Source organism: Sulfitobacter sp. PM12, assembly GCF_045586035.1.
Lineage (GTDB): Bacteria > Pseudomonadota > Alphaproteobacteria > Rhodobacterales > Rhodobacteraceae > Sulfitobacter > Sulfitobacter pontiacus.
In genome coordinates, this window is the sequence record NZ_CP151529.1 from 1,143,890 (window position 1) to 1,169,137 (window position 25,248).

Genomic DNA, 25,248 nt, shown 5'->3' on the forward strand with positions numbered 1-25,248 from the left:
GCCAGCGGGTCAGGGTTCCGCTATGGGAAGGTTGCTTTCGTCGTTTGGGGTTAGGGCGGCCTCTGCCACGTCGTCGCGGGCGCGGCCCAGTAGCCAGTCGCGGACATGGGCGGCACCGCTTGGGGAGCCTTGCCGTGGGGACAAAAGGTAAAACCCGCTACCACCGCTCAATGCGCCTTCGATCGGTTGCACCAGCCGTTTCGCACGCAGATCACGCTGGACAAGAAACCGGTTGGCAAGGGCGATCCCCTGACCGGCAAGCGCCGCATCAAGGCTAAGCGTCGTTTGGTTGAACCGCAGACCGCGCGCCGTCGGGAGATCGCGCCCAAACACCGTTTTGATGAACTGCGGCCAAAGATCGTGCGTGTCATGCAGCAGTGTCGCCTCCGCGATACCTGCCGCGTCCATCGGCGTGTTCAGCGCTTCTGCCAAATGGGGGGCGCAGACGGCGACGATCTGCTGCTCGAACAACAGATCAGCGCGCAGGCTCGCCCCGAACGGCGGATTGCCCTGCCGCACGGCAAGGTCGATCCCATCCGCGTGGAAGCTGGACACTCTTTCGGTCGCGGTGATGCGCAGATCGATGCCGGGGTGGGCTTGGGTAAAGGCTGCCAGTCGGGGGATCAGCCATTTCGACGCAAAGGTGGGGGTGACACTGATCGTGACGTGGGACGGGGCCGTGCGCAGCGCATCTGTTGCCTCGGCCATTTGATCGAAGGCGCGGGAAATCGCGATGTGATAGGCGCGCCCTTCTTCGGTAAAGGCCAACCCGCGCGGCTCTCTGAGGAAGAGACGCAGGTTCAGGTGGTCTTCTAGCCCGCGCACCTGTTGGGCCACGGCACCTTGGGTCACGCCCAATTCATCAGCTGCGGCGCGAAAGGTAAGATGGCGGCCCGCCGCTGCAAAGGCGCGCAGCCCGTTCAGAGGGGGGATGTCGTTCGAGGTCGGCACAGTAGAAATCCTATGGTCATGCAGCAGTATGTCTGGCTGGTCGAAGCGTTGCAAAGCGCTTACCTGCGTTGAAGCAGACGCGATAGCGCTGTTTAACACATAAAGGAGGCAAACGTCATGAGTGTAGAAAAAGTAGCGTTAATCACAGCGGGCGGTAGCGGCATGGGGGCAGGGGCTGCCAAAAAGCTTGCCGCCGATGGGTTCAAGGTCGCGATCCTGTCGTCCTCTGGCAAAGGCGAAGCACTGGCCAAAGAGCTTGGCGGCTTCGGTGTCACCGGCACCAACCAGTCGGTTGATGATCTGGCGCGATTGGTCGATGGCGCTATGGAGCGATGGGGGCGCGTGGATGTGCTGGTGAACTCGGCCGGTCACGGACCCAAGGGCGACATTTTGGAGATGACGGATGACGACTGGCATCAGGGCATGGACGTTTACCTGATGAACGTGATCCGCCCCACGCGACTGGTGACCCCGATCATGGCAGCACAGGGCGGCGGCGCGATCATCAACATCTCTACCTTCGCGGCGTTCGAGCCCGACCCTCTGTTCCCCACATCAGGGATTTTCCGCGCGGGGCTTGCAGGGTTCGCCAAGCTTTACGCCGATCAATACGCAGACAAGAACATCCGCATGAACAACGTCCTGCCGGGGTTCATCGACAGCCTGCCCGAAACAGACGACCGCCGCGCGCGCATCCCCATGGGCCGGTATGGCACCGAGGCAGAGGTCTCCTCCCTCATCGGGTGGTTGGCGTCCGACCAAGGCGGCTATGTCACCGGTCAGAACTGGCGCATCGACGGAGGGCTGACCCGTGCCGTCTGATCTGATTGCCTTGCGCAGCAGCACCCGACTTGCGTTCTGGATCAAATGGGCCGCATCGATCGTGCAGATCCTCGGCTACGCCGCAACGGGATTCGGCTGGACGCCGTGGAACCTCTATTTGTTTATCGTCGGCGTCATCGGTTGGTTCATCGTAGGCACCCTGTGGAATGACAGGGCGATCATGCTGATCCACCTTGTGGCACTGGGGTCGATGATGGTTGGCATGGCCAGCCAATAGCGCGTTTGGCATCGCCCCTGCTGCCGCATCGCCACCTGAGTATGTGAAGCCGTTTGGGCCATCCCAGCTACACAGACTTCAGACCCCTCCCCCAGGGTTCTTTATGCTGCCGCTCGGCCACCTTGGGTGGCTGGGTACGGCAGGGTCCTCGAGGGGGGCAGGTGCCCCTGATCTCTCTCGGATGCCTTATCGCGACCAATGCCTATCCCCGGCAGCTCTCATCACCTCTGTCTCCGGTCGAGAACCAAGATTAGCCTGCTTGAGTATCGATCACGCTGGGGCGGAAACGGGGGCAATAATACCGCCACCGGATGGGGCGGGTGCTTACGCTATTCATCTAAAGTGAAGGGGCTGGGATGGCAGGATGTTCTAACATAATATCAGTGCCTTGATAAAATTTGAAAGTTTGTCCGGTTTGTTTTCTTGAGAATAGGTTTGAGTCGAATGTGTGTCACAGTCAAGCATGTTGGCCGTCATCCGCTATCACTCTCGTTGTTAACGGGGTGTTAGATATGCGGTGACGGCGGAACGCTCGAAGTCTGCGTCAGCGAAACCGAGCCTCTCAGGGGGAAAAAGTTTAACAATCTCGGGTAGCGGTTCTCATGAGAAGTGCAATTCTGCCAAACACGATACGCTAAAGTGGGCTTGCCGTATCGCTCAAGGAACCAAGTCAGATATCGCATCATAACAGTAGTCTGAAATAGTACCGCTTGTCGTCAGCCATATCTGGTCTTGGTGCGAAGCGATATGAGACAGTGCCCGGCGTAAGTGTCTAAGCCTATAGGGCTGTCCGACCAAATAGGGATGCAAAGCGATGCCCATGACAAGTGGTTGCCGCGAAGACTGTTCAAGCATTTCGTCGACGTTATCGATGATCATATTCGCGAATTCGGCCGCACCATCCTTGCGTGCGACGATAGAGGGAATGTCGTTGACCTCTTGCGGATAGGGGATCGACAAGAGACGTCCGTGGCGTGTTTTCATCCAAACAGGTTGATCGTCCATGCACCAGTTTAGCGTGTATTTGTACCCGTTCTCTGAAAGTAGATCTGGCGTATTCAAGCTTTCCGAGATCCATGGAGATAGCCAGCCCTTTGGCTGTTTACCTTCGGCATCGTGGAGGACTTTCGTAGCTTCGGAGATCAGCTCGGCTTCTCTCTCCGTCGTCAGGTCGCTTTGACGTTCGGAATTCGTTCGCCCGTGCCCGACGATCTCGTCACCGCGCGCGCTGAAAGAGGCCATGAGGTCTGGTGCGTATTCATACATTTCACTGTTGGCGAGCACACTGGCAGGCAGCCCTAATGCATCAAACAACTCTAACAGCCGCCATGCACCAACGCGGTTGCCATAGTCGCGCCAAGCGTAGTTTAGGACATCTGGTTGCGGGCCCCCAGGTGCCAGTTCGGCACCAAGTCCAGAGCCAAAGGCAAAATGTTCGAGATTGAGTCCTATGTAGACTGCAAGCCGTTTGCCTTCAGGCCAGCTGTAGTCGGCGCGTTTAGAGATTGGAGAGTAGTCGTATCTACCATGATGAGGGAGCATAATTCAGAGTTCCGCTTCCGCTAAGCCAGCCTTGTGCAATATTATCTCGGCACTGTCGTTCCAGACGTCGGTGCTGACAATCTTGCCGTGGCGAACAACGAACTTATCCAAATACCGGTTCGTTTCGAATGTGGTCCCATCCTTCCACGCCCCGTAAAGATAGCCGGTGTTGTAGACATGGACGTCCCCTGTCGCCTCGTCGAGTGCGGCATCGGTGCGTAAGAACTTCTTCTTGACCCAGTCATATCGTTTTGCGTTGAAGGCGGCGCTCTCTGCGGGGCCGGCGAAGATGCGTCCCCCGGTAAACACCAATTTGAAATCGTCACTGACATAGGCTGCGGCCCCTTCAGGATCTGGCACCATCGACCGTTCAAGATAGCTTTCCACAATTGCTTTTGCTGTGGCTACAGGGTCTGTTTGCTGGGTCATGGCGGTAACTTTCATCTTAATTGGGGTAGGGGAGCGCGCAGGTCGCGCGGCAGAAGCTTTGCACGACAGCGGATGCTGCTGCGTTCACTAAACGTGTTTGAGCGTTTGTCTCATCCAGCCGTGTAGCGGCATCCGCGGCGCGTTTAGTAAGGCTTGGTTCGTTGAGGGTCAGCACGCGGTCATTGGCGAATACATACTCACCCGCAATCATCACTTCACGCAAGCCAGCACCGTTTTCTGCAAACACAATCTGGTCGAGCGGGGTACGCAGTGGCGTATAGTGGCAATAGCCCGCATCCAAGAACAGCATGTCCGCGGCCCATCCTTCGGCGATCATACCAACATTCTTGAGCCCCATAATCCGCGCGCTGCCTGTCGTTGCCATGGCAAAAGCATCACGGGTGGATATCCATTCTTCGCTGTTGCTTGTCTGTGACCGACTTAGCGTCGCCGCAAGGCGCATGGATTCGAAATTGGATTGGCCATCACACGTATTCGACGCATCCGTTCCGACCCCCAGGGTCACACCGCTGTCCATAAGCAATCTTACGGGTGCAATGCCAGAACCGAGCCTAAGGTTACTAAGGGGGTTGTGGCAGATACAGGCGTCGTGGGCCGCAAGGAGGTCGGCCTCTGATTGCGATAGCCACACGCCATGCGCGCCGCTGAATTGCGGGCTTAGCATCTGTAGATGATCCAGATGTGCGGTGAGGCTGGTACCATATTTCTGATGTGCGATGACCTGTTGCAGTCGCGTTTCAGCCAAATGGGTTTGCAGCGGTATTTCATGCTGTGCGGCAACGTCTGCGCACGAGGTAAGAAAAGCATCTGAACAGTGCAGCGGGATCGTTGGTCCTATCCCGGGTCGGACACGTCCATCTGGTATGGGCCAAGTCGCGAAAGCCTCATTGCATACTGCGATAATGTCTTGCCAGTCCGGCATCGACAAGGCGACAACGATGTCACGCAGGGGCTGGTCAAATTGCTCCAGCAGCCCGGGCAAGGCCTGATAGATGGTCTTGTCTGCGATCATAGGGGCAACGACTGCGCGTAAGCCTGCACCTTGATACGCCTCGGCAACCGCATGGATACCTTCAACTGTCGGGCCTGATAGTTCTATGAACAGGTCAAAGCAACTTGTGCAGCCTTTGCGGATCAACTCAGCTGCCGAAAGTTCTGCTGCGAGGCGCAGATCATCGGTACTTCGTGACGCATTCAGCCAAGCTGATCCCGCAAGGAACGGTTCAAGCGTCATGTTACCAGCGACGCCACCACGCCCAAGCGCACCGTGTGAGTGGGTGTGGCCGTTCACGAGACCGGGAATAATAAGGCGGTCGCTGACATCAATGCGCTTCGCATCTTCCGGGGCGTCGCCGTCTGCGAGTAGGGCCGTAATTATGCCATCCGTCACAAGGATCGAAACGCGCTCGAAGGTTTCATTCTTAACAAGAACGAGCCCACCACTGAGCAATAACCGATGCTTGGACATATAGAGTTCCGCGAACAAGTTGGTGGGAGAAATTTTCAGGTTACCTCACTGCGGCAGGCGATCACCTGCCGCAGTGAGGCTAAGCGTTAGTTAATGGTTGTCTCGAAGCGGCGCTCATCAACCGGAGGAAGGAAGGACCGGTCAAAAATCTCTGAAGCTTCTGGCAGACGCTCCAGATCGTAGCCCTTCGCGACGATCTCGATCGAGCGGGTCAGACGCTCGTCTACAAGATCACCCATGCCGATGTCCGTGACTTCAGGGGCGTTCATCAGATTAGTCAGCGCAAATTCCAACCGCGCGCGTTCCAGGTCGGCATCCACCAGATTGTCATATGCCATGATCGCCTCGACCGAACTGTCTTGATTGGCGGACACCTCCATCGTAGCTTTGTTCACCGCGCGCACCAGCCCTGCAACGGCTTCGGGGTTTTCGGCCAGAAGTTCACGCGACACCATCATGCCGTTGGAATACAGGTCCATGCCGTAGTCTTCGAAGTTGAACCAGTTGTAGTCATTTGCCGGGTCTTGGCGGTTTGCAATCAGGTTGAACCAGCTTGTCGAAGTGAACACGAACGCGCCATCGATATCCCCGCGGATCATCATCGGTTCCTGCAGGTTAGGTGCCATGTTTTCTTGGGCGACTTTATCAAGGTCAATGCCGTTGATTTCGGCGAAAACAGGGAAGAGCCGTGTCGTCGGCGTGCCCTGAGCGCCCCCAAGTGTCTTGCCTTCGAAATCTTCAGGATTTTCGATGCCTGCCGTCTTAGGTGTCACAATCGCGAAAGGGGGACGATTCCACAGTTGATAGACCATGACAGGTGCCTCACCCGGGCGTGCCGCAGCATTCTGAATGATTGCGTTGATGTCGCCAAAACCTGCGTCATAGGCACCACCCATGATCCGCGTCACGGTCGCAGCCGAGCCTTCGCCCTGGTCAATGGACACATTCAGCCCTTCGTCTTCAAAGTAACCCTTGTCCAGCGCCAGAAGGAAAGGCGCATCAGAGCCCTGCGTTTTCCAGCCCAGGGTGAACCGGATGTCGGTCATTTCGGCAAACACTGGGGCTGCGCCAGCCATTAGCGCGAAGGTGGCACCCACGAGAACATTCTTCATTTTCAGCTTTCCTTATTTCGATGAGGGGAGGGTTGATTAGGGCATTGCGATGTCATTGCCGCGGGTTGCCCATCCTGTGACGCGCCTTTCGAGAAGCGAAAACAGCGAGTAGAGGGCCACACCAAGCAGAGCGAGAATGATCAGCCCTGCGAAAACAAGCGACACTTGGAAGTTCGATGAGGCGGTCATCATCACGTTCCCGATCCCGCGGTTGGAGGCCACGGTTTCGGACAGTACAGCACCAACAAAGGACAGCGTGATCGCAACCTTCAGCGCCGCAAAGAAGTAGGGCATGGTGCGCGGCAGCCCGACATTCCACAGAATTTCTCGCTTTGACGCGCCAAGCGTTTTCAGCACGTCTTCAAGGTCGGGTTCTGTTGTCGCAAGCCCAGTGGCGATATTGACCACAATCGGGAAGACGCAAATGACCATTGCGGTTAGTACCGCTGGTGTCGTGCCCGATCCGAACCAGAGCACAAAAATCGGGACTACTGCGACCTTAGGAATGGATGAAAATCCAACCAGCAGTGGCGAAGCGACGGCGTAGGCGACTTTGGATGTACCCACCATGACACCCAAGGCTGTTCCAATCGCGACACCAAGAACAAAACCGGTAAGCGTTGAATACAATGTCTGGAGGATGTGGGGCACCAAAATCGGGAACTTGATCCACAGCGTCACGAGGATCTCGGACGGACGCGGCAGAACAAGGTCAGAGACATCCAGCAATACGCAAAGAACCTCCCATATCAGAAAGAAGCCGAAGATCAGGGAAAAGGACAGCATTCTGATGCGATTTTTCTCGGTCATAGCACTTATCCTATTTACGGACCTGTGCGATCAGCTCGCGCAGGCCTTGGGTCATTTCGACAAATTCGGGGCTGTAGATCATGCCAATGTCCCGGGGCTGCGGGATGTTGACGGGTTCGTCTGATATGACGCGGCCAGGTCGTGCACTCATCACGCAGATACGTTTTGCCAGAAAGCCGGCTTCGCGAAGATCATGTGTGACCAGTAACACCGTCGGTTTGCGGTCCAGATACAGGTCCTGAAGGATTTGCCAAAGTTCTTCGCGCGTGAACTGGTCCAGCGCTCCGAAGGGTTCATCAAGCAGCAACAGATCGGGTTCGTGGATGAGGGCGCGACAGAGGTTTGATCGTTGCAACATTCCGCCGGACAACTGCCATGGATAGTGATTAGCAAAATCCTGAAGGCCGACCTGTTTTAGCAAACGATGTACGCGGTCTCGGTAAGCCCCTTTACGATCCTTGTGGAATGTCGCCTTGAATGGAGCCACGATCTTGAGCGGCAGCATCACGTTCTGCTCGATCGTTAGCCACGGCAGCATCGTGGGGTTCTGGAACGCCATACCGATGCGCAGTTGTTTGGCTGACGCTTCTCGCCCGCCAACAAGGACTACACCAGACGACGGCTGTATCAGATCGCTGACCAAGCGTAGGATAGTAGACTTGCCGCAACCAGACGGGCCGACAAGCGCCACGAAATCACCTGCGTCCATTTTCAGAGAGGTCGGTGACAGTGCTGTAACAGCAGCATCTCCCTTGCCGAAAACAACAGACGCCGTCTGTAGTTCCACTGCGTAGCGATATGGCATTGACCCTGCTTGAAGGGGGGTGCCGGTGCTTTGTTCATGATGATTTAATATGTTCATGCAGTCATCAAACTGCAGAGCCGTGAGCCTATAAATGAAATTAAGTAAAAAATTTTAGAATTAAATTACTCCGCTCAAGAAAGAGGCGCGGTTTTGGTCGCTGGCGCGAAAAGACAGCACTCAATGTTCCCTTAATGGGGGAATTTAGGCTTCACTCTCGTTTGATTAACGCCACGCGCCGTTTTTACAGGACAACAGCGCTAATGATTCTGGATGCCGAGGTAGCTCAGAATGACGTCCTTGGCGTGTTGCCGACGTTCTTCTTGCCACGCGTCGTCATGTAGGTTCTGGCCGACAACAATGCCAAGAGTGGCAGCGTTGTTCAGGTGGTGGGCTGAAAGGGCGACAATACTAAGATAAAGCTGGGCGGGATCAGGCTTTCGACTGAACACTCCGCTTGAATATCCACGCTCTACGAGATTCCGAATTGCTACGATGAGAGGCTCCGACATGTCACGCATCACCGCTGAACGCGCGATGTACATCCCGTTCAAGGCGTTTTCATTGCGCGTCATTTTGCGGAAATCGGCGTTATTTTTAAAGTAATCGAAGGTGAATTCCACCAATTCCTTCAACTTCGTGACTGGATCCCCTACGCTAAAATTTAGCTGCGCTTCTTGGTCACGGATCTGTTGAAAAATGTCTTCAAGAGCCGCGATATAAAGCTGCTCTTTCCCACCAAAATAATGGTAGATCATACGCGAGTTGCACTTGGCAGCCTTTGTGATGCGATCAATCCGTGCGCCGTGGAAACCGTGTTCGGCAAATTCGTCTATAGCGACAGCCAATATTTCGGCTTGTGTCCGCGTCGCATCGCGACTTCTGAATTTAGGGGATTTTGTTGGGGCGTTAGGACTACCACCACATTTTGCCGCCATAATTTCCCCGTATCGACCGTTGTTCTTATCTACCACATCTTCTCAGGCCATCTAATCGGTTCGAAACCGGATGGTAAAGCTGGCGTGAAAGTCCCTTAAGCTGACGGTGAGCCCGATGAGAGGCGGTAAATTGAAGAGATAATTTGGGGTTCAGATACTGTAAGCCGCCGATATTTTTGCATGCTGAACCCAGTAGATCGCAAAAAATTATTAAAATCCCAAAGCCATTCCGTCTTTTCTTGAATCACTCCCACCTGTCAGCAAACCTGTATCTGGGTCGATATAGATTGCCTGGCTCCCACCTATCGGGGATTCTTGTAAGGCCAGCACGTGCCCGCGCGCCGTCAAATCTTCGCGCACCTCCAAGGCAACACTTGGTTCAATATCCAGCACCCCATCATGCGCAAAGCTGCGCGGTGCATCCATTGCTTCTTGTATGTCCATTCCCAAGTCCAGCACGCCAGACAGAAAGGCAGCGTGGCCAGCCGCTTGATAGTGCCCGCCCATGACGCCGAAGGGCATCACGGCGACACCATCTTTGCAAAGCATGCCAGGGATGATCGTGTGCATGGGGCGTTTGCGTGGCGCAATGGCATTGGGATGGCCTTCATTAAGCCGGAACGACGCACCCCGAGAGTGAAAAAGAACACCTGTGGTTGGATCTAAGCGCGTCGAGCCAAAACCGTGGAAGATTGAATTGATGAAAGACAGCGCATTTCCCTGTGCGTCAACGACGCTGAGATAGATCGTATCTTTATGCTCTGGCTCATTCCAAAGCGTAGGGGGCATAGCGCGGCGCATGTCGATCCGCGCGGCCAGTGCGTCTACGACCTCGTCAGACAAGAGTGTTTCGACAACATCTGGGCAGTCTGCAGGATCTGCGATCAAAGCATCGCGGTGATGGTATCCAAGCTTAGTTGCCTCAGCGTGCAGATGGATGCGGTCAGCGTCGGAGAGGCCCTTACCCATGTCAAAGCGCGACAGGATGCGTAAAATGAGAAGGGCCGCCAAACCTTGGCCGTTCGGTGGACATTCAAAGACGTCATGATCTCCGTAGCGCGATGAAATCGGTTCAACCCAGTGCGCTTGATCCCGACCTTCGTGGAAATCCGCTTCGGTGTGCAGCCCACCAAGAGATTGCAGATGTGCGGCCATTTTCGCTGCCACGTCACCCTCATAGAATCCTGCAGCGCCTTCTTTTGCTATGATGCGCAGACTTTCGGCGAGCAAGGGGTGGGCGTGCATGTCGCCCGCTTTCGGCGCTTTACCGTTGGGCAGAAACAGCTTTGCTGCATGTTCGTCGCCTGCAACTAAATCTGCGTTCGCAGCCCAATCCATCGCGACGCGCGGTGTTACAGGGTAGCCGTTTTCGGCGTATTTTATCGCGCGTGCGAATAACTGGTCCATTGGCAAAGAGCCATGATCCTTGTGCAACAGGCACCACCCCGAAATGGCACCTGGGATCGTGACCGAATGTGGACTTGTTTGGGGGATCTCATCCGTGAGACCTGCATTTCTTAGAGCTTCGACCGTTGCAGCAGCTGGCGCGCGTCCCGACCCATTCAGGGCCTTCACCTTACCGCCTATTGGCGCATAAAGCGCAAAGCAGTCTCCACCTATACCCGTCATCAAAGGGTCGACGACACACTGCACAGCCACTGCAGCAATCGCCGCATCTACTGCATTGCCCCCTTTGGTCAGGATCTCATGGCCGGCTGAGGTTGATAATGGGTGAGAGGTTGCGATCATCGCTGAAGACGCAAGCGTACTGGGGCGGCGAGCAGAGAAGAAGTCAAACATTTCGGGTTTCCTGTAGTTAGCACCACTTGCCATGGGCTCGCGATGATCTTGTGTTAGCTGAAGAGGAACGACTATTTTGATACCAGTGGATGCAGACACGCGACTGCGCGTTGAGTGCTGAGCTTTCCCAACTGCGGATCCTTCAGTCGGCAATCGTTCTGCGCGCTTGGGCAACGTGTCGAAAAACGGCACCCTTCTGGCAAGTTGAGAGGGCTTGGGATCTCCCCGGGCAATGGTTCTGAAAGCGGCTCAAAAAATTTGGGTGCAGCGGCACGAAGAGCCGCAGAGTAGGGATGAGATGGCGCATTAAGAACAGCGTCGGTCGGGCCAGTTTCGACGATACGGCCAAGATACATGATCGCGATTTCTTCGCAAAGGAAGCTCGCGACTCCAAGGTCGTGCGTAATGAAGATGAGCGTCAGGCCCATGTCTCGCTGTAACGACTGCAGTAGAATTAATAGCTGTGCTTGCGTCGACACGTCGAGCCCTGAAACAGCTTCGTCTGCAACCAGCACTGTAGGCTCCGATGCCAATGCGCGTGCGATAGCCACGCGTCGCACCTGTCCTCCTGACAACCCCGATGGATAGCGCTCAGCAGCGTCTGCAGGCAATCCGACCCTATCAAGCAGTTGCGCAACACGTGAGGCTTCGTCTTCGCGCGATACGATATTGAAGTGCCGAAGCGGTTCTGCAATCAGCGCGCCAATCGTTATACGAGGGTCGAGTGACCCACGCGCATCTTGATAGACCATCGCAACATCGCGTGCAAAGTCGATACCAGTCGCGCGTCCTTCCAGAATGGGTTTGCTGTTATAAAGCGCACGCCCCCCGCTTGGTCGGTCCAGCCCCAGCAGGACCCGAAGCAGGGTAGACTTACCCGAACCGCTTTCTCCGACGACTGCAAGGGACGTGCCTTTGCGAATATTAAGCCTAACCCCATCCAAAGCACGAAGACCTACCGTTTCGCGGCTAAAGATGGAGCGCCCTGGTTTGGGGACTTCGAACACCTGCTCAACCTCGATCAGCTCGAAGATGGGTTGCTCGGGGACAGTCGTATTGGTTTCGGCTAAGGTTTGCACAATCATTCGGGGTTCCAACACGCAATATGGTGATCAAGCGAGCCTGTCGCGGTCTGCTGGGCTGGCACAAGAGGGGGTGCTTCGTCCGCGCATCGCGTCACTGCGCGTGGACAGCGCGTGCAAAACCGGCAGCCGTTAGGCATTTGCCCGTGAGACGGCACAGTTCCTTCGGGAACAGGTAAGTCTTTGGTACCGATTTCGAGCACACAGGATTTTAGTTGCTTAGTGTAGGGATGGCGATGTCGTTCAAGTACATCGCGTGCTGGGCCGCTTTCGACGACTTGTCCCGCATAGAGCACCGCGATCCTATCACAAGCCTGACTGGCAAGGGCCAGATCGTGCAGCACAAACACACAACTTGCGCCACGTTCACGGGTCAGTTGCAGGATCAGTCGGACAATTTGTGCTTGAATCGTGACATCCAGAGCCGAAGTCGGCTCGTCAGCCAAAAGCAAATCCGGACTACCTGCCAATGCGATAGCAACCATGACCCGTTGCTGCATGCCTCCTGATAATTGGTGCGGGAAGGCAGACATTCTGCCTTCGGGGTCATTGATGCCAACAGAGGCAAATAGCGCAACCGCTTGTTCTCGGGCGTCAGCCTTTGACAGCCCGTGGATGCGTTGCAAGGTCGTGCTCAGCTGACGTCCGACTGTGTATGACGGGTTCAACGCAGTACCTGCATCTTGGAAGATCATAGACAAACGTCGGCCGCGTAGCTTCACCATCTTTCGCTCAGATAGCGTGAGAAGGTCACCTTCGCCAACCAAGGTAGCGCTTCCGCTGACCCTCGCGTTTTCAAGCAAGCGCATGATCGCAGTGGCGATAGTCGATTTCCCAGCACCGCTTTCGCCGACCAAAGCCATTGTCTCTCCCTGTCCAAGGGCAAGCGTGACACGATCCAAGATTTTAGCGGCACCGCGAAAGACGGTGAGGTCCTTGATCGACAAGACATGATTCACGGTCATATCGCTCATGACTCTCTCCGTAGTTTTGGATCGAATTCTTCGCGCACTCCGTCGCCGACTATCGACAGGGCGATCAGCAAAAGAGCCAGAGCAAAACCTGGCATCGCAGACATCCAAGGTGCAAAGCTGACAAAATCGCGTCCTTCAGCGATCATGAGGCCCCAATCAGGTGTCGGGGGCGTGACGCCGATGCCCAGAAACGAAAGGGACGAGGAAACCAGAATGGCCTCTGAGACGCGTATTGTGACCTGAACGGCGAGCGGGAAAATTACATTTGGTAAAACATGACGTAAAATCACACGGAGGTATGAAATGGACATCAGTTGCGCAGCTTCGATGAAAAGCTGAACGCGTACCTGCATCACATCACTGCGCACCGTTCGCGCAAAGGGCCCTATCATGGAAAGGCCAACTGCGATGACGACCTTGTCTACACCTTGCCCCAGGATCGCGATGAATGCGACGGCGAGGATCAGCGACGGCAATGCAAGGATGGCGTCGATCAACCGCATTAGGACCCATTCTGCCCATCCACCCGAAAGACCTGCGGCAAGCCCAATGATCAGCCCGCCAACGGCACCAATCATGACAGAGAAAATGCCGATAATAAGCGCATATCGTGCGCCGTATATGACCCGCGAAAAAATATCTTGGCCGTAGCTATCTGTGCCCATCCAATGCACCACAGTGGGTGCTTTCATCATGACGTTAAAGTCCTGGTTAACGGGATCGAACGGGGCGACATAGGGCGCGAAAATCGCGGCCAGCACATAAGTCGCTGCAACAAGCAAAGCTGCGGTGAAGAAAGGCCGCCGTATGAAAACAGATCGACGGGATTTCGCAGCGGGTGAAGGGGTGTCCACAATCGGAACCGCGGCGACGCCCTTGGTCATTTGAACGCTCATTTGCTGGTCCTCAGTCGTGGATCAAGGAAGGGGTAGGACAGATCGACCAGCAGGTTGACGCCGATGAACAAAACTGCCGTCATCATAACGCCGGCCTGAACCACGAGGTACTCACGACCCAGAACGGCAGAGGTCAGCATCTGGCCAACGCCAGGTAGGTTGAAAACTGTTTCTGTAAGGACAGTCCCTTGCAGCAACACACCCAGTTGCAAACCAAGAATTGTAACGAGCGGCATGGCGATGTTGCGTACACCGTGCACCCAGACGACGCGCCAATTGGGTTCACCGCGTGCGCGAGCAGCTGCAATATAAGGTTGCACCAGCACTTCAATCAGTGTCGCGCGGGTAAGGCGGGTAATCATCGCAATGAAATAGGTCGAAAGCGTAAGACCAGGCAGGATCATGTGGTAAATGCCCTGCCAGAAGTTCTCCCACGGGGAGACGTAGCCCATGACGGGAAAAAGTTGGAGCTTCACCGCAAAGAACCAGATCAGCAAGATGCCCAGAAGAAACGAAGGAAACGCCGTGCCTGTCAGGGCCAGTACAGCCGACCCGGCGTCAAATATCGTGTCCTTCTTTATGGCTGACAATACGCCTAGAGGAACACCAACAAGAATTGCGAAAAGAAGAGAGAAGGAGGCGAGGGTCAGCGTGACAGGCAACGCCTCCTTAAAGGCATAGGTGAAAATCTCTGCGCGCGCGACATAGGATGTTCCCCAATCGCCCTGCACAAACTGGATCGCCCAATTCGCGTATTGGACAAGGAATGGTTGATCCAACCCCAGTTCGGCTCTTAGTGAATCGTAGCTCGCTTGAGAGAACTCTGACCCGAGCATGATCTGAATTGGATCGCCCGGTGCCAGCTTCAAAAGTCCGAAGCTGGCGACCGACACGACGAATAGGACAACGAATGTCTGCGCGATTTTCCCCAGTGCCTTAACGAGCATTAGCCAATACTCACAGTGTGTAGGTTCACAAGGTCAGCTGGGATATATTGGAACCCCTTAACTTTGGTAGAGAAGACTTTGTAAATCGGCATGTGGGCCATGACAGCGATGCCGGCTTCGTCCATTAGCAAGTCTTCTGCCTTGTTGTACAAAGCGCGTCGTGCTGCTGGATCCAACTCGACCTGAGCTTGTGCGCAAAGGTCGTCAAAGTCGGTGTTCACCCAACCGCCAAAGTTCCATGCCCCGTCCGATTTAAATTCGGGATAAAGCGTTTCATCGGGGTCAAGATCAGCAACCCATTCAAAGTCATAGAGGTCAAAATCGGAGGCGTTGCGGCGCTTCACCCAAGTTGCAGGCTCCACAAGTTCCAGCTTTGCTTTAATGCCGATTTCGGCCAGCATCGGGGCGACAGTTTGAGCCACTCGTGTCCCAACAGGACCGCGTTCTGCCATCATATAGACGGCTTCCACCTCACCTTGGTTAGCCGCCTTGGCGCGGAAGGACTTGGCCTTTTCCAGATCATACCACTGACCGCGGCCGCTGGACGCAATGTCAGGATCAAAGAAGTCGGTCATCGGAGGCGAAATAGGGGTATACGCTTTCTGCGCACGACCAAAGTACGCCTGTTTCACGAGGGTATCTCGATCCAGAGCCCAAGCAACAGCGCGACGCAGGTTAACGTCGTCAAATGGACCGCGTTTGCAGTTCATCCCGACAAAAGTGTAGTTACCCTCGATCTCTCCGTACAGGTTCGCATTCGGAAAAGCTTCGACCTGATCGACGAGCTGCATCGGGCAATCGGTCATGCCGTCGATTTGGCCGGACATTAACGCCGCAAGCGCAGTCGAGGCCTCGTTCATCAGAACAAATGTCGCACGCTCAAGCTTTGGCAATCCTGGTTCGAAATAATCGGGGTTTGCTTCCAGTTCGATTGCGTCGTTTTCTTTCCAGGAAACAAACTTGAACGGGCCTGTTCCAACAGGATTCCGCCCATAGTCGGCACCATACTTCTGCACTGCGGCGGGGCTAACGATCGTGCCCGCACGTCCGGTCGAACCGTTCAGCGCTACGGGCAAGAAAGCGTATGGTTGCGAGAATGTTAGCTTCACGGTCAGCGGGTCGACGACCTCAATATTGTCCAGCAGAGCTAATTTCCACGCGTGTGGAGACTTGGGTTCCCCTTCTTTGACACGCAGTAGCGAGAATTTGACGGCTTCGGCATCACAGGGTGTCCCATCGTGGAACTTGACGCCGTCACGCAGCTTGAAGACGTGAACTTTGTCATCCTCGATGTCCCAGCTCTCTGCCAAGTCGGGTTCGAACGTGACGTTCTTGCCATCATAGGCGATTTTGAGAAGACCGTTGTGGATATTATTGATGATCTGAATGGACGACAGAAACCCAGTGAAGTGGGGATCCAAGGTATCAATGACCTTGATGGACGCGATTTTGATGTGACCGCTTTGTTGTGCACGTACAAGAGACGGTGCGCCGGCGGTTGCAGCTGTTAGCATGCCTGCGCCAAGGCCCTTAAGTACTGTTCTACGTCCGAAACGTGCGGACAGACGTTCGGCAAGAACTTTTTTGTGATCGATCGGTTTCATATTGTGTTTTCCCTGTTGGCATTGTCTCCTCCCTTGATCGTTTTGACCGACAAGTATTTGCGCCGGGTTTGTCCCAGTTCGCCGGCCTCGCGTCGGTTTTGAGGCATTCTGCTACCGAACTCTCCGAGTTGTTCGGCATCATGTGATTAAAGCTTGCAAGCACATGTATACAAATGGAAGCTAAAAGAGCGCAAAGCGACGGGATTGGATGGCTGATGATTATTCGTGCAGCAGATTGCATCTTTGAAAGCCTGATAGAGACTATCATGGTCGGCGAATTGGCCGCGGGCGAACCACTTGTCGAAAAGTCACTGGCCGAAAAATTCGGTGTATCGCGTACTCCGGTAAGGGAAGCCTTGCATCGGCTGGCCCAAGCAGGCCTCGCCGAGCGTGGATCCCGGCGCGCCTACTTTGTACGCGAGATGGCACCCGAAGACCTTTCTGAACTATTCGAAGCCACTGGAGAGATAGAGAGCGCTCTTGCCGCTCTCGCAGCCAAACGTATGAGTGAAATCGAGCGCCGTCATCTTATGTTGATTGTTGACAGTGGCGATGCCTGCGACGACCCGACTGCATACAGCGATATCAACAGGCAATTTCACGAGGCTATAAAGTCGGGTGCTCGGAACTCAACACTCGCTTCTACCTTGGACGAGCTCAGCATGCGAACCTTTGCATGGCGAGCTGCCAATTTCCGAGAGGACAGTACGCGACTGGCGTCTTCTCGAAGCGAGCATCGTCAGATCGCTGACGCGATACTTAACTTAGATGTAGAAATGACGCGCAGACTGGTTTGCAGTCACGTCGCGTCTTCGTATCTTGTGTCGTCCGACATCCTTGCGCGCCGCAAGATGGAGTTACCGGTTAAACCGAACGCGTAGAGCCAAGTTTGTCCGGCGCGCAATTCTTTATAGTCGAGTAGCTCTGTGAGCTACTCCCTGAAAATCGGACACTGACATAAGCTACGATTTGCAGTCTGCTGATCTTCGACGAGAAGGAGATCAGAAATGTCGAAACGCAAGCAGCACGCGCCCGAGTTCAAGGCGAAGGTCGCGCTGGAAGCCCTGAAGGGGGAGGAGACGGCGGCCGAACTGGCAAGCCGCTTCGGAGTGCATCCGACGATGATCCATCAATGGAAGCGCGCCCTGCTCGAAGGCGCGTCCGGCGTGTTCGAACGCGGAGGCCGCAAGAGACTTGAGGTCGACGAGGAGCAGGTGAAGGAGCTGCACGCCAAGATTGGGGAGCTGGCCGTAGCCAACTCTTTTTTGGAACGAAAGCTGAAGCCCTGGGGCGGGAAGTGAGGCGTGGTATGATCGAGCCTAACCATCCCCAGCTGTCCATCGGTCAGCAGTGGACCTGTCGCGCTTTCGTGCCCCCCAGGTGCTCGTTAGGCCACCTTGCGTTCTAAAGCGACAGGGCTTTTCCAACCCAATGCTGAGTGTCGGCGTCGCGGATTGTAGAAGCCGTTGATGTACTCAAAGATCGCTATCTCAGCTTGCCTGCGCGTTTCCCATGACTGCCGCCATATCAGCTCGGCTTTTATGGTTTTGAAGAAGGTCTCGACGGCGGCATTATCATAGCAATTTCCCTTGCCAGACATCGACACCTTGAACCCGTGCTGGCGCAGGATCTTCTGGTAGTCGTGCGAACAATATTGCGACCCACGATCCGTGTGATGGATGCAGTCCTTGGGCGGCTGACGGAACGCGATGGCCATCTTCAAAGCCCTGATCGCAAGGTCGCGTTTCATCCGGTTCGAGACCGCCCAGCCAACTACACGCCGTGAATGCAAGTCCAATATCACAGCCAAGTACAGCCACCCCTCGCGCGTCCAAATATAACTGATATCGCCTGCCCACTTTTGGTTGGGCGCATCAGCGTTAAAGTCACGACCCAGCAGGTTTGGCGCGATATTGAACTTATGATTACTGTCCGTTGTCGCCTTGTATTTACGAGTTCTTACGACCGATATGCCGTTCTGACGCATCAGCCTGCCTACGCGGCGGTGCCCTACATTCAGACCAATTTCCTTCAGCTCTTCGGTCATACGCGGCCTGCCACTCTCGGGACATTGCTGCGCAATACCCTGCCGTGCAGTGCATAACTGCCCAAACTGAGACGGGATTGTTCTTTGATATGGGCCAGCGTGACCAAATCAGACCGCTGCCTGCGGCTGGCTGGACGGCTACGATGCGCCCGCAAACCACGCGGGCTGACTGCCATAACCCGGCACATCAGATTGATGGAAAATGTTGTTCGGTGTTCTTCAATGAACTTAAACCTCACGGCTTTTGGCTCGCAAAGAACACCGTGGCCATTTTTAACACTTCCCGCTCCTCCTTGAGAATGCGGTTCTCACGACGCAAACGGTCATTCTCTTCGGCAAGGCTAAGATCCTCTTTTGACACCACATCCGTGTCTCGATGTGCAGTGATCCATTTGTTCAGCGTCGACATGCCGACGCCCAGATCGTCAGCCACCTGTTTGCGCGTCAGTCCACTGGTTAGCGCGATACGCACCGCATCAGCGCGGAATTCATCTGTGCGTTTCAGTCCCATAGTTAGTCTCCTTTGTTGCAGTAGATGCTATCAAAGGAGCGGCATCAAACCGCGACAGGTCCACAGTGCAGGCTGCTGTCGATTGCGCGCTTGTCCTATTACTACGAGCCGAAGGGCGAGACCGAACAGAACCACGGCCTGATGCGGCAGATCGATGAGCAGTTCCTGGAGACGCCGTTCTTCGGTGTCCGGCAGCCTCTCGGGACATTACCTACGGCAATACCCTGACGGCCAGTGGATGACCTGGCACTTGCGGAATGACGGGCATCTCGTGAACGAGAAGCGGATACGCTGGCTAATGCGCCTCATGGGGCTGATGCCGATTTACCAGAAGCCCAACACGAGCAGGCCGGCGAAGGGTCACAAGACCTATCCCTACCTGCTGCGAGGTCTGCGGGTGGATCGCCCGAACCAGGTCTGGTGTTCGGACATCACCTATCTGCCTATGCGCCGAGGGTTCCTCTATCTGGTGGCGATCATGGACTGGCACACTCGAAAGGTTCTGTCCTGGCGGATCTCGAACACCCTGGAGGCCGACTTCTGCGTCGAAGCGCTGAACGAGGCCATTCATAAGTTCGGCCCGCCCGAGATCATGAACACAGATCAGGGATCCCAGTTCACGTCCTTCGCGTGGACGGATCGGCTTCGGCGTTCCGGGGTGCGGATCTCGATGGATGGGAAAGGCAGGTTCCTCGACAATATCTTCATTGAGAGGTTGTGGCGCACCCTGAAATACGAGTGCGTCTACCTGCATGCCTGGGAGACCGGATCAGAGACAAAAGCAGCCATTCGGAAATGGATGACCTTCTACAACCACCAGCATCCTCACTCAGCCCTCGGCCGCAAGCCACCGGCGCTGGTCTATTGGCAGAGAAATGATATCAATCAACCCGATCGGCAGGGGCAGAGAGTAGCTTAAATTACGCCAGATCCTGTCCAACAGATAGGGAGTAGCTCACATCGCTTCGTTTGAGCAATAGGATCTTTTCAATTCGAGATCCTATTGTCAAAACTATCAGCGGCACCCAATAATCTGCGTCGCGAATGATGAGCTTTCCGCGCTGCCAGCGACGGTGTTCTGATGCGCAACCACTGTAGATTGGGCACGATAGAAGTTTCGAAATCCTTTCCTCCGTCCAAGGCATGCGGATCTTTGGTTTCGTGACACGGATATAAAGCTCGTCCTCCGGCGCGAGAGATCTGATGTGATGTTCCAATTTCGAATATGAAATAGCTTCTGGCGCATCGGCACCCAGTTCCAATGCCGATTTGAACATGCGATTCATGGCGTGAAGAGTAAGCATCCGGCGTAGGCCACAGGTGGGTTATCGGTCGCGATCACGGTCCATTTCGATGAGCTCTTGCAGGTTTTCGATCCCGAATGGAGTGAATGCGATGACACCGTCGTCGCCGGGGCCGTAGACCCAGATCACACCATCTTCGGTTTCCATACCGATGGCGAGATCAAAGATCCGATCAACGGTTTCGCCCAGTTCGACAGCGACGCGGTCGATTGTCTTGACCGAATACACCTTGTTCAGCTGCATGGTTACGCTGCTTGTGGAAGGGATAGAGCTTTCCAGTTCCAAGGCAGAAGCTCATGCACGCGCGAGACGGGCAAGTCGGGCAGCCGGGCGAGAACATCGGCGAGCCAGGCCTGCGGATCGATGTCGTTCATTTTGGCGGTGACGATAAGGGTATACATGGCGGCAGCCCGTTCACCGCCGCGCTCGGACCCTGCAAAGAGCCATGACTTTCTGCCCAAAGCTATGCCACGTAAGGCGCGTTCGGCCGCATTATTTGTCAGACAGATACGCCCGTCATCGAGGAATGCCGTGAAGGCCTGCCAACGGCCATGCTTCTCAAACATGTAGTTGATCGCCTTGGCCACCTTGTTGTGTCTGGACAGTTTCGCGCGCTCTTCCTGCAGCCAGTCGTGGAGGCCGTTTACCAGGGGACGGGACAGGTTCTGGCGGGCGACGAGCCGGGCATCAGCATCCAGCCCATTGATCTCGCGCTCGATGTCGAAGATGGCGTCGATCCGTTTTACCGCTTCCAGGGCGACCGGCGAGATCTGATGGGCGGGTTTGCCCTTGCGGACGTTGCCCGCGATGTCAGCCAGCTCGAAGAACTTCCGGCGCGCATGCGACCAACACAGCGCGCTGGTCACGGGCCCCGCGTCTCGGTCCTCTCGATAGAGGTCGTTGTATCCACCATAGGCGTCCGCTTGCAGCACCCCTTGCCATTCTGCCAAATGCTGATTGGGATTGGTTGCGCCACGATCTCGGGAGAAGCGGAAGAACGCGGCCGGCGGTGCTCCGCCATTCCAGGGGCGGTCATCACGGACATAGGTCCAGAGCCGGGCCTTTTTTGCACCGCCCCGCGCCAGAAGCGGCACGGTGGTATCATCGCCATGTAGGCGGTGACCGGCACGCACGTGGGCCTCGATCGGCGCATGGATCGGCTGCAGGGCGAAAGTCGCGTGCCCGACCAGGTCTGCCAGGGTGGAGAGGCTCAGATCAACGCCTTCACGGGCAAAGCGCTCTGCCTGCCGGTTCAGGGGTTGGTGCTGTCCGTATTTTTCGAAGACGAGCATGGCGATCAGGCTGGGTCCGGCCCATCCGCGCGGGATCGCATGGAACGGGGCCGGCGGCTGGCTGATCTTCTCGCAGGCCCGGCAAGTGAACTTCTCACGCACAGTCTGGATCACCTTCCACTGACGCGGGATCACCTCCAGCGTCTCGGTGACATCTTCACCCATCTTTACGATCCGGTCCGAGCCACAGCAGGTGCAAACGGCAGGTGCTTCGACGACAACCCGCTCGCGCGGCAAGTGATCGGGGAACGGCTTTCGCCCGAAATGGCGGCGTGTGCAGGCGCGCACAGTGCTGGCTTTCTCGCTTGCTTGATCTGCGACTAAGGCATCCTCGGTAGCCGCCGCTTCCATCTCTTCAAGCTGCAGCTCCAGTTGATCGATCAGCCGGGCGCGTCGTTCTGACGAGATACCGTATTTGTCACGGCGCAGTTTGGCGATCTCAAGCTTGAGCTCTTGGATCATCGCCTCGGAGCAGGAGACAACCGCGCGGGCCTGCGCCAGCTCGCTTTCCGCCACATCTGCACGGGCCTCTGCGGCGGCCAGGGCAGCGCGTAATTTAGCGAGTTCAGAGGCGGCGTCAGACATGACCAATATTTACCAGCCGAAGCCGCGAAGCACCAATAAAAACAGGCTTTATGGCGCGAATTAACCAGCCTTTGCAGGACGTTGTGTCCAGCGTGGGTTACGCCAGTCGATGCCCTCCAGAAGATAACCCAACTGCGCCGCCGAGATCTGCACCGCTTCGCCCGACCGGCTCACCGGCCAGATGAACTTACCTGCCTCCAAACGCTTCAAATAGAGCGACATACCCACCCCATCATGCCATAGGATCTTGACCAGATCGCCTTTACGGCCCCGGAAGCAAAATATCTCACCCGTATGGGGATCACGGTCGAGCCCTTCTTGCACCTGTAGTGCCAGCGTGTTCATGCCCCGCCTCATATCGGTGACGCCGCCTGCGATCCACACCTTCACACCCGCCGGGAACGCAATCATTGCCCGTCCACCACTGCCAAAATCCGGGCAAGGGCTTCGGTCTCGACGTCCACCGGCACGATGAGCCGACGCCCATTCGGAAGGGCAATCTCAACCTGACAGTCCGAAGGTGAACAGGAGTTGACTGGATTAGCTCGTGACACGGGCGTTTCCTTCGACACAGTCACCGGCGCGAAAGATACCGGACGAGAAGACCCAAGCTCTCCGTTACGAAACTGCCGCCGCCAAGTGGTCAGCAGCGACCGGCAAATGCCATGCCGCCGCGCCGTGGCTGTCGCTTGGCGGTGGCCAATGAAGCTTTCTTCCACAATGCGCAGTTTGTCATCATCCGACCAATGCCGGCGGCGTTCACCATCGGCTGCGGAAAGTACTTCGATTTGAGGACAATTGATAAAGTCGGACATAAGGTCGGACTTACCATCGGATTGAGCCTGAGATCAGACGGCCGCCGCCGGAGGTTTACCGTGAAGATATTTTCTAAGCGTATTGATGGTCACGCGCGGAACAAGACGATCCGCCAATAGCGCTCGCTTTTCGGCATCTGAAATGCCTTCAATCGATCGAATTTCTTCTAAGCAAAGCAGATCTTCTGCATCGGCTTTCGAGATTTCTTCTGCCTTGGTTACAGTTTTTCCGGCCTGCCCATAGCGGTTCCTGCCATGGCTCCTGCCTTGAGTTCTTGGCAACCGCGAAGCCCATCCCAGAAATTCCTTCTGTTTTTCCTTCGTCAATATTGAGATGGGACTGTTCCCAAAGAATTCTTCCAGAAGTCGGTGAACCCCTGCCGTAATCCGCTTCATGTCTTTTGACGGGTAAAGCTCATCGGTTTTGGCCTTTGCTTCGGACAAGAGGATAGGAGCCTTAATGAAAGCATCGAAATCCGCGACGCCATGGCCTGCCAAAAGGTCTCGACTGGCTGTTCGCACGTCATCGCCTTCATCCATAGCGATTCTTACATCGTTGAGACTTCGCTTTAGCGTAATTGCACGTTGACCCAGATCGTTAGGGATGGGCTCCTGGAGACTTACGGAAACCAGAGCACTGGCCTCTTTCAGAAGAACCAGTACGTCTCCCCATTCCTTTTTGCGGGCTGCTCGCCGCAAGCGCTGCAAGCCTTTGATCAATATCTGCATCAGATACCTGATCGGCCTGTCTTTCTTCAGCGACCATCTTGATCAGTTCGCCACGCATTGCCTCCAACAGTATCGCTTTAAAGGTATCGGGGCAGAATTTTTGTTCGGTCATTGCGTCCACGAAGTCTATCTCCTTTTTCTCGTAGACCGTGAGCAGCCTGGCGGCACGCTTCACGGCGTCGAGCGGGAGGTGGGTTCGCAACGAAAGACAGATAAATTGGTTTGAACCAAATTTTGATATGCCTGCAGGCAGACGTTTACGGAAATAAAACATCCGGCCTCTACGCATCAGGTAGGTGCCGGCTCGATATTTAGGTTTTTGTCGGTGGTTTCGACGGGCTGAAACGCGATGCTGTTGGGCATAGCGCGCAAGGCCCTGTGTCACACTCTGTGTTACAGTCTCAGAATGCCGTGACACACACGTCGTACCAGACTTGGTTAAGTCTTTGTTATTTCGAGTGTGAGAAAGAAAGTTGGCTGGGATGGTAGGAAACCTCGCGTATCATTGTTTTGAATCGCCTTTTTTGCCCGAACAACAAAACCGGGGCAAAAGGTGGGGCGGTTTAAGCTCTAGCTCCCCCTGACAACTACACTAGAGCCCCCCGCTCTCAGGTTGGTAGCGGTGTGCTCATGATCTCCGTCACGTCTTTTGAGTTAACACCTCTGTTCAACAGGAAGTAGGCATATCCCCCGACGATTACGATCGAGATCAGACCTACGGCAATTGCCACCTCTCGGGCTACGGGGACACCTGCGATTACGATCAACGCCCCCTTCGATACCCCTGCGTTGACTGCGAGAGCCTCGATCACCGGTAGCCCTGCGATCTTAGCTACTAGAGCGCTGTTCATCGCACCAGCTCCTGACCCTACCGCTGAAAACGCAGATACCAACCCCGGGCTAACAGCAGCGGCTGTCTCAGAAACAACAATCAGCGCCCCGCTAGCCGTCTTCATTGCGAGGAAGGTAGACGTGGTGGCCGTGCCCAGCAGAGTTCCGGTGAAAGCTCCAACAGTTGCACCAGCAGCCCCTACTATGCCTGTAGCGATTGACGAAGCTGTACCCGAAATGATTAACGCTCCACCGTAAGCCCCCGCAGCCAGTGTAGTTCCTGCACCAACAACGGCAGCACCTGCTATCTTGGCCCCAACCACCGCATCCATATAGTCGATCTTCCCGTCACCATTGGCATCGAAGGTAGCTTTAGACGGGATCGCCTTGCTTCCCACCATCCTCGCTCCGTCGATGAAGTCTCGGTAATTGACCTTACCGTCGCCGTTCAAGTCGAACGCGCCTTTCGAAAAGGTCAGAGCGCCCCGAACTTTCTTAAAAACCATAATTTAATACCTACGCTATGAATATTAAGAGAACGATAGCGGGCGATCAGTCGAAAAACCTAAATAAAAAAGAAAAGTACGACAACCTCGGCCAGCACGAAGTCAGCCGACGGGTGAACTAACACCCGCGCCAAACTCGATCTGCATCAGTCAGCCACGGCTGCTGACGTCACTCGGGATACAGGCTCCGAG

At 55.4% G+C, this 25,248-nt stretch carries 25 protein-coding genes and 2 pseudogenes; 5 read left to right on the plus strand and 22 right to left on the minus strand.

Annotation, left to right across the window (positions count from 1 at the left end; genetic code table 11):
* Positions 1–9 precede the first annotated feature (9 nt).
* Complete coding sequence (locus tag AADW22_RS05480) at positions 10–951, minus strand: LysR substrate-binding domain-containing protein (protein ID WP_407474578.1); 942 nt, start codon at positions 949–951, stop codon at positions 10–12.
* Positions 952–1,068: 117 nt separating this feature from the next.
* Here AADW22_RS05480 and AADW22_RS05485 point away from each other — a divergent pair, with 117 nt between their 5' ends.
* The gene (locus AADW22_RS05485) at positions 1,069–1,773 is read left to right on the plus strand and encodes an SDR family oxidoreductase (protein ID WP_289080334.1); all 705 of its coding nucleotides are present in this window, start codon (positions 1,069–1,071) and stop codon (positions 1,771–1,773) included.
* The gene (locus tag AADW22_RS05490) at positions 1,763–2,011 is read left to right on the plus strand and encodes a DUF6552 family protein (RefSeq protein WP_009826291.1); all 249 of its coding nucleotides are present in this window, start codon (positions 1,763–1,765) and stop codon (positions 2,009–2,011) included. The genes AADW22_RS05485 and AADW22_RS05490 overlap by 11 nt, the downstream gene beginning before the upstream one ends.
* Positions 2,012–2,668: 657 nt before the next feature.
* Here the strand turns inward: AADW22_RS05490 and AADW22_RS05495 are convergent.
* The 13 genes from AADW22_RS05495 to AADW22_RS05555 form a co-directional block, all read right to left on the minus strand.
* The gene (locus AADW22_RS05495; RefSeq protein WP_407474410.1) at positions 2,669–3,553 is read right to left on the minus strand and encodes a polysaccharide deacetylase family protein; all 885 of its coding nucleotides are present in this window, start codon (positions 3,551–3,553) and stop codon (positions 2,669–2,671) included.
* Positions 3,554–3,556: 3 nt separating this feature from the next.
* Complete coding sequence (locus AADW22_RS05500; RefSeq protein ID WP_037954208.1) at positions 3,557–3,982, minus strand: hypothetical protein; 426 nt, start codon at positions 3,980–3,982, stop codon at positions 3,557–3,559.
* Between the two features lie 16 nt (positions 3,983–3,998).
* The gene (locus AADW22_RS05505) at positions 3,999–5,471 is read right to left on the minus strand and encodes an amidohydrolase family protein (protein WP_407474411.1); all 1,473 of its coding nucleotides are present in this window, start codon (positions 5,469–5,471) and stop codon (positions 3,999–4,001) included.
* Between the two features lie 86 nt (positions 5,472–5,557).
* Entirely contained in the window at positions 5,558–6,583 is a 1,026-nt protein-coding gene (locus tag AADW22_RS05510) for an ABC transporter substrate-binding protein (RefSeq protein ID WP_278425134.1), read from the minus strand.
* A gap of 36 nt (positions 6,584–6,619) precedes the next feature.
* Positions 6,620–7,393 (minus strand): ABC transporter permease, encoded by a 774-nt coding sequence (locus AADW22_RS05515; RefSeq protein WP_386173106.1) that lies wholly within the window; start codon positions 7,391–7,393, stop codon positions 6,620–6,622.
* 10 nt (positions 7,394–7,403) lie between these two features.
* Positions 7,404–8,198, minus strand: coding sequence for an ABC transporter ATP-binding protein (locus AADW22_RS05520; protein WP_288396943.1), 795 nt, complete (start codon positions 8,196–8,198; stop codon positions 7,404–7,406).
* Positions 8,199–8,455: 257 nt separating this feature from the next.
* Positions 8,456–9,169 carry a TetR/AcrR family transcriptional regulator gene (locus AADW22_RS05525; protein WP_254655151.1) on the minus strand — a complete coding sequence of 238 codons (714 nt, stop codon included), beginning with the start codon at positions 9,167–9,169 and terminating at the stop codon, positions 8,456–8,458.
* Positions 9,170–9,343: 174 nt separating this feature from the next.
* Positions 9,344–10,933, minus strand: a complete 1,590-nt coding sequence (ggt, locus tag AADW22_RS05530; RefSeq protein WP_407474412.1) for a gamma-glutamyltransferase — start codon at positions 10,931–10,933, stop codon at positions 9,344–9,346.
* Between the two features lie 71 nt (positions 10,934–11,004).
* Positions 11,005–12,018 (minus strand): ABC transporter ATP-binding protein, encoded by a 1,014-nt coding sequence (locus AADW22_RS05535; RefSeq protein ID WP_407474413.1) that lies wholly within the window; start codon positions 12,016–12,018, stop codon positions 11,005–11,007.
* Positions 12,015–12,989, minus strand: coding sequence for an ABC transporter ATP-binding protein (locus AADW22_RS05540; protein ID WP_407474414.1), 975 nt, complete (start codon positions 12,987–12,989; stop codon positions 12,015–12,017). Before AADW22_RS05540 ends, AADW22_RS05535 begins: the two co-directional genes overlap by 4 nt.
* Positions 12,986–13,885 (minus strand): ABC transporter permease, encoded by a 900-nt coding sequence (locus tag AADW22_RS05545; RefSeq protein WP_407474415.1) that lies wholly within the window; start codon positions 13,883–13,885, stop codon positions 12,986–12,988. Before AADW22_RS05545 ends, AADW22_RS05540 begins: the two co-directional genes overlap by 4 nt.
* Positions 13,882–14,832, minus strand: coding sequence for an ABC transporter permease (locus tag AADW22_RS05550; protein WP_407474416.1), 951 nt, complete (start codon positions 14,830–14,832; stop codon positions 13,882–13,884). The genes AADW22_RS05545 and AADW22_RS05550 overlap by 4 nt, the downstream gene beginning before the upstream one ends.
* The gene (locus AADW22_RS05555; RefSeq protein ID WP_407474417.1) at positions 14,832–16,436 is read right to left on the minus strand and encodes an ABC transporter substrate-binding protein; all 1,605 of its coding nucleotides are present in this window, start codon (positions 16,434–16,436) and stop codon (positions 14,832–14,834) included. The genes AADW22_RS05550 and AADW22_RS05555 overlap by 1 nt, the downstream gene beginning before the upstream one ends.
* A gap of 215 nt (positions 16,437–16,651) precedes the next feature.
* Between AADW22_RS05555 and AADW22_RS05560 the strand changes: the two genes are divergently transcribed.
* Together AADW22_RS05560 and AADW22_RS05565 are read left to right on the plus strand one after the other, a co-directional pair.
* Positions 16,652–17,317 carry a GntR family transcriptional regulator gene (locus AADW22_RS05560; RefSeq protein WP_386173117.1) on the plus strand — a complete coding sequence of 222 codons (666 nt, stop codon included), beginning with the start codon at positions 16,652–16,654 and terminating at the stop codon, positions 17,315–17,317.
* A gap of 126 nt (positions 17,318–17,443) precedes the next feature.
* Complete coding sequence (locus AADW22_RS05565) at positions 17,444–17,737, plus strand: transposase (RefSeq protein WP_407474418.1); 294 nt, start codon at positions 17,444–17,446, stop codon at positions 17,735–17,737.
* 86 nt (positions 17,738–17,823) lie between these two features.
* Here the strand turns inward: AADW22_RS05565 and AADW22_RS05570 are convergent.
* Positions 17,824–18,994, minus strand: a pseudogene (locus AADW22_RS05570) (IS3 family transposase).
* Between the two features lie 63 nt (positions 18,995–19,057).
* On the opposite strand from AADW22_RS05570, the pseudogene AADW22_RS05575 reads away from it, so the two are divergent.
* Positions 19,058–19,913 (plus strand): annotated as a pseudogene (locus tag AADW22_RS05575) (IS3 family transposase); the annotation flags it as partial.
* Positions 19,914–20,319: 406 nt separating this feature from the next.
* Here the strand turns inward: AADW22_RS05575 and AADW22_RS05580 are convergent.
* The 7 genes from AADW22_RS05580 to AADW22_RS05610 form a co-directional block, all read right to left on the minus strand.
* Positions 20,320–20,541, minus strand: a complete 222-nt coding sequence (locus AADW22_RS05580) for a hypothetical protein (protein WP_407473997.1) — start codon at positions 20,539–20,541, stop codon at positions 20,320–20,322.
* A gap of 2 nt (positions 20,542–20,543) precedes the next feature.
* Complete coding sequence (gene tnpC, locus AADW22_RS05585; protein WP_407473998.1) at positions 20,544–22,175, minus strand: IS66 family transposase; 1,632 nt, start codon at positions 22,173–22,175, stop codon at positions 20,544–20,546.
* A 60-nt stretch (positions 22,176–22,235) separates the two neighbouring features.
* A complete protein-coding gene (gene tnpB, locus AADW22_RS05590; protein ID WP_407473999.1) occupies positions 22,236–22,586 on the minus strand; it encodes an IS66 family insertion sequence element accessory protein TnpB in 351 nt (116 codons plus the stop codon).
* Positions 22,583–22,990, minus strand: a complete 408-nt coding sequence (tnpA, locus tag AADW22_RS05595) for an IS66-like element accessory protein TnpA (protein ID WP_407474000.1) — start codon at positions 22,988–22,990, stop codon at positions 22,583–22,585. Before tnpA ends, tnpB begins: the two co-directional genes overlap by 4 nt.
* A 33-nt stretch (positions 22,991–23,023) precedes the next feature.
* Complete coding sequence (locus tag AADW22_RS05600; RefSeq protein WP_407474419.1) at positions 23,024–23,530, minus strand: hypothetical protein; 507 nt, start codon at positions 23,528–23,530, stop codon at positions 23,024–23,026.
* 58 nt (positions 23,531–23,588) lie between these two features.
* Complete coding sequence (locus AADW22_RS05605) at positions 23,589–23,993, minus strand: hypothetical protein (protein WP_407474420.1); 405 nt, start codon at positions 23,991–23,993, stop codon at positions 23,589–23,591.
* A gap of 334 nt (positions 23,994–24,327) precedes the next feature.
* Positions 24,328–25,056 carry an EF-hand domain-containing protein gene (locus tag AADW22_RS05610; protein WP_407474421.1) on the minus strand — a complete coding sequence of 243 codons (729 nt, stop codon included), beginning with the start codon at positions 25,054–25,056 and terminating at the stop codon, positions 24,328–24,330.
* Positions 25,057–25,248: the final 192 nt, after the last annotated feature.